Consider the following 8,934-nt stretch of genomic DNA (forward strand, 5'->3'; position numbering starts at 1 on the left):
CCCCAGGAAGAGAGCACTACGACAGCCATGGCTGACGTCAACACCCCTAGCGGTGCCACCACCGCCGGTTCGATCGAGGTCGGCACCGCCGGCGCGCAGCTGGCCGGCCCCGGCACCGGCCGCAGCACCGCCGTGCAGCAGCCGATCGACGCCCGCGTCGCGGTCAAGCCGTCCTTCGACGTGAACGACTTCCCCGTGCCGCACGGCCGCGAGGAGGACTGGCGGTTCACCCCGCTGCACCGCCTGAACGGTCTGCACGACGGCACCGCCGCCGAGGGCGCCACCGGCCAGGACAAGCTGGAACTGGCCCTGCCGGACGGCGTCACCGCCGAGACCGTCGGCCGTGACGACGCCCGCCTCGGCACCGCCGGCAAGCCGGTCGACCGGGTCGCCGCCCAGGCGTTCAGCGCCTTCGAGCAGGCCCTGGTGGTCACCGTCCCCAAGGAGCAGGTGCTCACCGAGCCGGTGAAGATCGACGTGCACGGCGAGGGCGGCGTCCGCTTCGCCCACGTGGTCGTCGACGTCAAGCCGTTCGCCGAGGCCGTCGTGGTGATCAACCACACCGGCACCGGCACCCGCGCCGCCAACGTCGAGCTGCTCGTCGGCGAGGGCGCCAAGCTCACCTTCGTCTCCGTCCAGGACTGGGAGCGCGACGCGGTGCACGCCGCCCAGCACACCGCCCTGGTCGGCCGCGACGCCACCTTCAAGTCCGTCGCGGTGACCTTCGGCGGCGACCTGGTCCGCATCCACCCGCGGGTGACCTACGCGGCCCCCGGCGGCGAGGCCGAGCTGTTCGGCCTGTACTTCGCCGACGCCGGCCAGCACCTGGAGCACCGCCTGGTCATCGACCACGACACCCCGCACTGCCGGTCCAACGTGGTCTACAAGGGCGCCCTTCAGGGCCAGGACGCGCACGCGGTCTGGGTCGGCGACGTGCTGATCCGCGCCGCCGCGCTGGGCACCGACACCTACGAGCTCAACCGCAACCTGGTGCTCACCGACGGCGCCCGGGTCGACTCGATCCCCAACCTGGAGATCGAGACCGGCGAGATCGTCGGCGCCGGCCACGCCTCCGCGACCGGCCGCTTCGACGACGAGCAGCTGTTCTACCTGCAGGCCCGCGGCATCCCGGCCGAGGAGGCCCGCCGCCTGGTCGTCCGCGGCTTCTTCGCCGAGCTCGTCCAGCAGATCGGCGTCGCCGAGATCCAGGACCACCTGATGGAGAAGATCGAGGCCGAGCTGGAAGCGACGGTCGCATGAGCTTCCTCCGGGCGTGTGCGCTGAGCGACCTGGCCGAGGACGTCCCCCGCCGGGTCGAGCTCAACGGTGTCCCGGTCTCGGTGGTCCGCACCGACGAGGGCGTCTTCGCCGTCAACGACACCTGCTCGCACGCCAACGTCTCGCTGTCCGAGGGCGAGGTCGAGGACTGCATGATCGAGTGCTGGCTGCACGGATCGAGCTTCGACCTGCGCACCGGCAAGCCGTCCGGGCTGCCCGCCACCAAGCCGGTCGCCGTCTACCCCGTAAAGATCGAAGGGGACGACGTGCTCGTCTCCGTCAACCAGGAGTCCTGAGCCCCATGGCAACGCTTGAAATCCGCGACCTGCACGTCTCCGTCGAGGCCGAGAACGGCCCGCGCGAGATCCTCCGCGGCGTCGACCTGACCGTGAAGCAGGGCGAGACCCACGCCATCATGGGCCCCAACGGCTCCGGCAAGTCCACCCTCGCCTACTCCCTGGCCGGGCACCCGAAGTACACCGTCACCGGCGGCTCGGTGCTGCTGGACGGCGAGGACGTGCTGGAGATGTCCGTCGACGAGCGGGCCCGCGCGGGCGTCTTCCTGGCCATGCAGTACCCGGTCGAGGTCCCCGGCGTCTCCGTCTCCAACTTCCTGCGCACCGCCGCCACCGCGATCCGCGGCGAGGCCCCCAAGCTGCGCACCTGGGTGAAGGAGGTCAAGGAGGCCATGGCCGCGCTCCAGATGGACCCGGCCTTCGCCGAGCGCAACGTCAACGAGGGCTTCTCCGGCGGTGAGAAGAAGCGCCACGAGATCCTCCAGCTGGAGCTCCTCAAGCCGAAGATCGCGATCCTCGACGAGACCGACTCCGGCCTGGACGTCGACGCGCTGCGCGTCGTCTCCGAGGGCATCAACCGGGTCCGCTCGACCGGCGAGGTCGGCACCCTGCTGGTCACCCACTACACCCGCATCCTGCGGTACATCAAGCCCGACCACGTCCACGTCTTCGCGGCAGGCCGCATCGTCGAGTCCGGCGGTGCCGAGCTGGCCGACAAGCTGGAGGAAGAGGGCTACGAGAGCTACGTGAAGGGCGGCGCTTCCGAGTGACGACGACTCATACCGGCTCGGCGCTGACCGGGCTCCTCGACACCGACGCGATCCGCAAGGACTTCCCCGTCCTGCAGCGCCTGCTGCACGACGAGAAGCCGCTGGTCTACCTGGACAACGCGGCGACCTCGCAGAAGCCGCGCCAGGTGCTGGAGGCGCTGAACGCGTACTACGAGCGGCACAACGCCAACGTGCACCGCGGTGTGCACGTGCTGGCCGAGGAGGCCACGGCACTGTACGAGGGCGCCCGCGACAAGGTCGCGGCCTTCGTCAACGCGCCGAGCCGGGACGAGGTGATCTTCACCAAGAACGCCTCGGAGTCGCTCAACCTGGTCGCCAACATGCTCGGCTGGGCCGACGAGCCCTACCGCGTCGACGCGGACGCCGAGATCGTGATCACCGAGATGGAGCACCACTCCAACATCGTCCCGTGGCAGCTGCTCTCGCAGCGCACCGGCGCGAAGCTGAAGTGGTTCGGGCTGACCGACGAGGGCCGGCTCGATCTGTCGAACATCGACGAGCTGATCACCGAGAAGACCAAGGTGGTCTCCTTCACCCTGGTCTCCAACCTGCTGGGCACGCTCAACCCGGTCGAGACCATCGTCCGCAAGGCCCAGTCGGTCGGTGCGCTGGTCGTGATCGACGCCTCGCAGGCCGCCCCGCACATGGTGCTGGACGTGCAGGCGCTGGAGGCCGACTTCGTCGCCTTCACCGGCCACAAGATGCTCGCCCCGACCGGCATCGGCGTGCTGTGGGGCCGTCAGGAGCTGCTGGAGGACCTCCCGCCGTTCCTCGGCGGCGGCGAGATGATCGAGACCGTCACCATGGGCTCGTCCACCTACGCCCCGGCGCCGCACAAGTTCGAGGCCGGCACCCCGCCGATCGCCCAGGCGGTCGGCCTCGGCGCGGCCGTCGACTACCTGTCGGCCATCGGCATGGAGAAGATCGCCGCCCACGAGCACGCGATCACCGAGTACGCGATCGAGCGCCTGCTGGACGTCCCGGACCTGCGGATCATCGGCCCCCGCACGGCCGTGGACCGCGGCGCCGCGATCTCCTTCACGCTCGGCGACATCCACCCGCACGACGTGGGCCAGGTGCTCGACGAGCAGGGCATCGCGGTGCGCGTCGGTCACCACTGCGCACGGCCGGTCTGCCTGCGGTACGGAATTCCGGCGACCACCAGGGCGTCGTTCTACCTGTACTCCACGCCGGGCGAGGTCGACGCGCTGATCGACGGCCTGCACCACGTCCGCAACTTCTTCGGCTGAGGTGACGGGATGAAGCTCGACTCGATGTACCAGGAGATCATCCTGGACCACTACCGCAACCCCCACGGCAAGGGGCTGCGGGAGGGCGACGCCGAGGTGCACCACGTCAACCCGACCTGCGGCGACGAGATCACCCTGCGGGTGAGGCTCGACGGCGCCACCGTGGCGGACGTCAGCTACGAGTCGCAGGGCTGCTCGATCAGCCAGGCCAGCGCCTCGGTGCTGAACGACCTGGTCGTCGGCAAGACCGTCGGCGAGGCCCAGGCCGTCCAGGAGGCCTTCCTGGCGCTGATGCAGAGCAAGGGCCAGGCCGAGGGCGACGAGGAGGTGCTGGAGGACGCCGTCGCGTTCGCCGGCGTCTCCAAGTACCCGGCCCGGGTCAAGTGCGCCCTGCTGAGCTGGATGGCCTGGAAGGACGCCACCGCCAAGGCCCTGGGCGAGCAGCCCGCCATCAACGACTGAAACGGACGGACTCTCCCATGAGTGACACCGAGACCCCGGCCGAGCAGGCCGCCGAGCCCCAGGCCGACACCCCCGTCGCCTTCACCACCGCCGGCACCGTCTCCGTCGAGGACCTCCACGAGGCCCTGATGGACGTCGTCGACCCCGAGCTCGGCATCGACGTGGTCAACCTCGGCCTGATCTACGGCATCCACATCGACGAGGACGACGTGGCGACCGTCGACATGACGCTCACCTCGGCGGCCTGCCCGCTGACCGACGTCATCGAGGACCAGGCGAAGACCGCCACCGACGGCCTGGTCAAGGACCTGCGCATCAACTGGGTCTGGATGCCGCCGTGGGGCCCCGACAAGATCACCGACGAGGGCCGCGACCAGCTCCGCGCCCTCGGCTTCAACGTCTGACGCGCGCCCCGCGCGGACCGCACCGCCCCCGTCCCGCTCGCCGGGCCGGGGGCGGCGGCGTTCCCGGCCGGGCCGTCCCTTTGCGCCGTACGGGTCCGGGCAGGTGTCGGGGCCCGTCCCGACCGGGAATGTCATCCCCTCGTCCCCACCGGTCGAGACCAGGGAGCACAGCGTGGCGACGGGCAGTTGGCAGGTCCCCCAGGGCAGCGCGCCGCTGGAATTCCTCCCCGAGCTGGACGTCCCGAAGGCCGGGCCGCAGCGCCGCTGGACCGTTCTGCTGCGCTGGTTGCTGCTGATCCCGCAGTTCGTCGTGGTGTGGGTGCTGGGGGTGCTGGCGATCCCGGCCGTGATCGTCGGCTGGTTCGGCGCGCTGTTCCTCGGCCGGCTGCCGGAGCCGATCGAGGAGTACCTCTCGGGCTTCATCGGCTGGGACACCCGGGTGCGGGCCTCCGCCATGCTGCTGGTCGACGACTACCCGCCGTTCGCCTGGCGCCCGGAGGACTACCCCGTCCGGGTGGAGCTGCGGCCCGGCGAGCTGAACCGGCTCGCCGTGTTCTTCCGCCTGATCCTGATGATCCCGGCGGCGATCGTGCAGAGCCTGGTGCTCAGCGGCTGGTACGCGATCTCCTTCGTGGTCTGGCTGATCGCGCTGATCCTCGGCCGGATGCCCGAGCCGCTGTTCGGCGCGACCGCCGCGGCCCTGCGCTACGCGATGCGCTTCGGCGCCTACGTGCTGCTGCTCACCCCGGCCTACCCGAAGCGGCTGTTCGGCGACGACGGGCTGCCGCCGGTGGCGGCAGCCCGTTCCGCGACCCGCCCGCTGATCCTCACCGGCGGGGCCAAGGCGCTGGTCGTGCTGTTCCTCGTGCTCGGCCTGGTCAGCGGAAGCGTCCGGGCCTTCGTCGACGACGACAACAACTCCTACGGCCTGCGGGCACCCCGCGGCAGCACCACGGCCGCCGCCAGCCCGAGGCAGAGCAGCGCCGCCACGGTCGCGAACCCGCTCACAGCGGGCAGCAGGCCGTAGCGCTGGGTGAGCCAGCCGACCGCCACGATCGGCAGCGAACTGCCCAGGTAGACGATCACCCACAGCGCCGACAGCTCGCTGCCCCGGCGCTCCGGGTCCATCGCCGCGACCGCCGTCGTGAACAGCGAGCGGAACGCCACGCCCTGGCAGGCCCCGCCCAGCACGCTGCCGATGAACAGCAGCGCCGGCGTGCCGGTGTACCCGGCGGCCACCACCAGCGCGAGGCCGGTCGCCAGACCGCCCAGGCCCGCGGCGATCACCGGACGGTCCGAGGTCGGCGGCACCAGCAGCTGCGCCGCGGCGGAGGAGCCCAGCAGCAGCGCCGCCACCACCGCACCGGTCAGGTGCGAGTCCGTGTGCAGCAGCCGGGCGGCGAAGGCCGGCGCCAGCGACAGGTACACCCCGAAGACCGCGTACGAGACGAAGCCCGCACCGGCGGCCAGCAGGAAGGTCCGGCGGCCACGGCGCGGCAGCCGCAGCCGCTGCGGACGCAGGTGGGCCGGGGTGGTGATGCGCGGCGGCGCGGCCGGCGGGCGTACCCGGCCGGGCATCCGCGGGTGCACCATCGCCAGCGGCACGCACAGCGCCAGCAGCGCCAGCGCGTGCAGCAGGAACGGGGTCAGCAGCGGGTGCGCACCGGTGGCGAGGGTCGCTCCGACCACCGGGCCGAGCGCCACGCCGCCCGCCGAACAGGCCAGGGTCAGCTTCGCGGCCAGCGACGGCCGGTCCGGCAGCAGGTCGCCGAGCGCCGCACCGGCGGCACCGGTCGACAGGCCGACCGCCACGCCCTGGACGGCGCGGCCCGCCACCAGCAGGCCGAAGCCGTGCGCGTTGGCGAACATCAGGTCGCCGACCGCGGCCAGTGCCACCGCCGGCAGGATCAGCGCCCGCCGGCCCAGGTGGTCCGACCAGTGGCCGACCACGGCGAGCACCGGGACGAGCGCGAAGACGTAGACCGTGAACAGCACGGTGGTGTGCAGCGGGGTCAGACCGAGCTGCTGCTGCAGCAGCGGGTAGATCGGCGTGGCCAGGTTGGCGCCGACCAGCATCAGCAGCAGGGCGCCGGCCACCAGGCCGACGCGGATGCCGCGCAGCGCGTTCCAGCGGCTGATCGCGGCGAGGCGGAGCTGCGCGCGCGGCGCGAGTTCCGGGGGGAGCAGGGCCTCCGACAGTCGGCGTCCGGGGAAGTGCGCGGAGCGCAGGCCGGGGCCGGCGGGGGAGAGGTCCGCCATGGCAGGGGTCTCCTGTGGCCGGGCACCACCGGGGACGACGTGGCCAGGGGTGGCGGCCGCGACAACGAGCCCGGGCGGCGCGGTGAGCGTACGGACCCTCCGGCCCGTGGGAGGGAACGGAGGGGAGAAGGGCTTCGTTGCCCGAGGGGCCCGCGCGGGGTGTGCGCGGCGCCCGCAGCAGTTTACGCGCCCGAGCGGGGGCGCCGGGCCGTTCGGACCCCCGTCGACCGGCGGTTTTCCGTCACACCCCGGGCGGCGCGCGCCCCGCGGGCACGGCAGTGGGCCGCGCCGCCCGATACGCTGAGTGGATGGGCCGACACGCGACGGCCCGGGCCCACCACAGCCACCACGGGAGATCGCCAACGATGGCCGGACGACGCCGCAACACCCCTGACCACTCGGCCGGTGCCGGGCCGCAGGCGGCACCCGCCGAGAGCCTGCTGCCCGCCGACTACGACCTGGCCGAGCTGTACGGGGCCGGCGGCCGCGACGAGGACGACGAGGACCTCGACGACACCGCGGTGCTCGTCCCGCCGATCGCACTGCCGCCGGAGGCGGAGCTGGCCGCCGCCGCGCTGGCCGTCCCGCTGATCGCGCAGGCCGTCAAGCTGGCCCGCTGGGCCGCCCCGCACCGGGTCGTGGACGAGTTCGGCGACCTGGTCGAGGACGACCGCGGGCCGGCCGCCCGGCTGATCGGGCTCGCCCCGGAGGACGGCGAGGTGTCCGAGGAGGCCGTGGTCGAGGTGCTGCGGGCCTGGTCGCTGGCGTGCGACCTCGACCTGGTCGAGCTCGGCACCACCCAGGCCGGCGAGCACGTCGCCGTCCCGATGGAGGAGGTCGCGGACGCCGAGGCGGGCGACCCGTCCACCGTCCTCGACCTGTGGCTGACCGCGGCCGGCATCGTCCGCGAGCTCGCCGTCGACACCGACCTGCTCGACATCGAGGGCGAGGACGCGGGGGACGGCGGCGGCGGCGACGCCGCCGACGAGGAGGCCGCCGAGAGCGCGCTCGCCGAGGTCGAGGAGGCCAGCGAGGCCGCCGCGGAGCTCCTCGACGAGGCGCTCCAGGTGCTGTACGAGCTGACCGCGTTCGCCGAGCCCGGCGAGGAGACCGTGCCGCTGGGCGTGCTCGCCGCGCTGCTGGTCGTCCCCGAGGGCGAGGAGCCCGACGAGGAGATGCTCGGCCAGATCACCGACCTCATGGTCGAACTCGACCCGATGCTCGCCGACCTCGCCGAACTCGGCCTGGTCGAGCACCGGCCGATCGACCCGGAGCTCTTCGAGGAGGAGGACGAGGGCACGGAGGCCGGGCCGGACGCCGGGGCGGCCGACGGGGAGCCCACCGAGGAGGACGCCGCCCGCTTCGGTCTCGTCCGGCTCACCCCGCTCGGCCAGTACGGCGTTCGCGAGTGGCTGCTCGCCGACGGCTACGACGCCCCGCTGATCGGCGACCTCGCCCAGGGCGACGCCGCCGCGCTGCTGCGCGGACTCGCCGAGTCCCCGAACGTGCTGCCCGACCGCGAGGTCCAGGTCTGGCTGGCCCGGCGCGAGCCGCTGGAGGGCGCCCGCGAGCTGCTCGCCGCCTCCCGCGGACTGGACGCGCACAGCCCGGTGCGGCGGATGTACACCGCGGCCGCGATCGACGGTCTCGGCGAGGCCGGGGACACCGCCCTCGCCGAGGTCGTCGACGACCCGGAGCTGGGCGGGCTCGCCCGCGAACTGCTGCGCACCCACGGCCGGGACGTCGCCGCCGCCGACCGGCCGGTCGCGCTCTGGCGGACCGTCGACCACTTCGCCGCGGTGCTGCTGGTCGGCCGCGGCGACGCCGGCCAGCTCCGCGAGCTCGTCGGCGGCCTGCCGGTGACCGACAACCCGGCCTCCTTCTTCGGCGAGCTGTGGCGGGTGCCGCACCCCTACACCGCCCAGGTCCTCGACACCGTCGGCGAGCTCCACACCGACCGCGCCGTCGCGAAGGAGGCCCGCAAGGCCGCCTTCAAGGCCAAGTCGCAGCAGGGCAACGGGTAACGGACTCCGGGCCGCGGCGCCCCCACCGGTCGGACGGCCGGTGGGGGCGCCGTTGCATTCCGGGAAGTTCTCGTGCGGACCGAGCAGCCAAGAATTCGACTGTGGACGATTTATGGCCCATTGCTGCATTACCTGAATTTTGCGAATGTGATACTCGTCACTCGATGCCT

The 8,934-nt window shown here is 72.7% G+C and carries 9 protein-coding genes; 8 read left to right on the plus strand and 1 reads right to left on the minus strand.

All coding sequences use genetic code 11. From position 1 onward, the window contains the following. Nucleotides 1–27: 27 nt before the first annotated feature. The 7 genes from sufD to IE98_RS45635 all read left to right on the plus strand — a co-directional run bounded on the left by sufD (nucleotide 28) and on the right by IE98_RS45635 (nucleotide 5,508). Nucleotides 28–1,260 (plus strand): Fe-S cluster assembly protein SufD, encoded by a 1,233-nt coding sequence (sufD, locus tag IE98_RS0107985; protein ID WP_030266471.1) that lies wholly within the window; start codon nucleotides 28–30, stop codon nucleotides 1,258–1,260. Then, nucleotides 1,257–1,574 carry a bifunctional 3-phenylpropionate/cinnamic acid dioxygenase ferredoxin subunit gene (locus IE98_RS0107990; RefSeq protein WP_030266474.1) on the plus strand — a complete coding sequence of 106 codons (318 nt, stop codon included), beginning with the start codon at nucleotides 1,257–1,259 and terminating at the stop codon, nucleotides 1,572–1,574. Before sufD ends, IE98_RS0107990 begins: the two co-directional genes overlap by 4 nt. 5 nt (nucleotides 1,575–1,579) lie before the next feature. After that, nucleotides 1,580–2,344, plus strand: a complete 765-nt coding sequence (gene sufC, locus IE98_RS0107995) for a Fe-S cluster assembly ATPase SufC (RefSeq protein ID WP_030266477.1) — start codon at nucleotides 1,580–1,582, stop codon at nucleotides 2,342–2,344. Between the two features lie 23 nt (nucleotides 2,345–2,367). Continuing rightward, nucleotides 2,368–3,615, plus strand: coding sequence for a cysteine desulfurase (locus tag IE98_RS0108000; protein ID WP_106976542.1), 1,248 nt, complete (start codon nucleotides 2,368–2,370; stop codon nucleotides 3,613–3,615). A 9-nt stretch (nucleotides 3,616–3,624) separates the two neighbouring features. After that, entirely contained in the window at nucleotides 3,625–4,077 is a 453-nt protein-coding gene (gene sufU, locus IE98_RS0108005) for a Fe-S cluster assembly sulfur transfer protein SufU (RefSeq protein ID WP_030266483.1), read from the plus strand. A gap of 17 nt (nucleotides 4,078–4,094) precedes the next feature. Continuing rightward, the gene (locus tag IE98_RS0108010) at nucleotides 4,095–4,481 is read left to right on the plus strand and encodes a metal-sulfur cluster assembly factor (RefSeq protein WP_078660845.1); all 387 of its coding nucleotides are present in this window, start codon (nucleotides 4,095–4,097) and stop codon (nucleotides 4,479–4,481) included. A 172-nt stretch (nucleotides 4,482–4,653) separates the two neighbouring features. Further along, nucleotides 4,654–5,508, plus strand: a complete 855-nt coding sequence (locus IE98_RS45635) for a DUF4389 domain-containing protein (RefSeq protein WP_030266490.1) — start codon at nucleotides 4,654–4,656, stop codon at nucleotides 5,506–5,508. Here IE98_RS45635 and IE98_RS0108020 read toward each other — a convergent pair. After that, nucleotides 5,403–6,740, minus strand: a complete 1,338-nt coding sequence (locus IE98_RS0108020; protein ID WP_052390263.1) for an MFS transporter — start codon at nucleotides 6,738–6,740, stop codon at nucleotides 5,403–5,405. The genes IE98_RS45635 and IE98_RS0108020 overlap by 106 nt on opposite strands. 365 nt (nucleotides 6,741–7,105) lie before the next feature. Here IE98_RS0108020 and IE98_RS0108025 point away from each other — a divergent pair, with 365 nt between their 5' ends. Continuing rightward, a complete protein-coding gene (locus IE98_RS0108025; protein ID WP_052390264.1) occupies nucleotides 7,106–8,764 on the plus strand; it encodes a hypothetical protein in 1,659 nt (552 codons plus the stop codon). The last annotated feature ends 170 nt before the right edge of the window (nucleotides 8,765–8,934 follow it).

It is taken from the genome of Streptomyces sp. NRRL B-24484 (genome assembly GCF_000717715.1).
Classification (GTDB): Bacteria; Actinomycetota; Actinomycetes; order Streptomycetales; family Streptomycetaceae; genus Kitasatospora.